At 29.5% G+C, this 271-nt stretch carries 1 protein-coding gene; it reads left to right on the top strand.

Going from position 1 to position 271, the window contains the following annotated elements:
- A partial coding sequence (locus SB659_RS19550) for a hypothetical protein (protein WP_410551604.1) occupies positions 1 to 271 on the top strand: 271 nt, incomplete at both ends.

The following is a 271-nucleotide window of genomic DNA, read 5'->3' as shown; positions in this document are numbered from 1 at the left end:
ATATTGGTTTCCCAGTGCGTTTACATATACAACATTAGACAATAAACAAGTTCTAGCCTTTAAATACTATCCTGAATTATTTAAAAAAGAATTTACATTCCCTGATTTCAAATATTTTTCTATGCATGAGGCTTTTCATCTTTATGCACAAAAAAACTGGTTGTATGATCACAATAGTAAAGATTATATCGCGAATTATCCCTATACCAAAGAGCATTTTAACCTTCTCGACAAAGAATACGCATTATTAGACAAAGGATTAAAAACAACA

It is taken from the genome of Arthrobacter sp. SIMBA_036 (assembly GCF_046535135.1).
Taxonomy (GTDB): domain Bacteria; phylum Actinomycetota; class Actinomycetes; order Actinomycetales; family Micrococcaceae; genus Arthrobacter.
The sequence above is the reverse complement of the archived record's forward strand: the minus strand, read 5'-3'. Positions and strand labels throughout refer to the sequence as shown.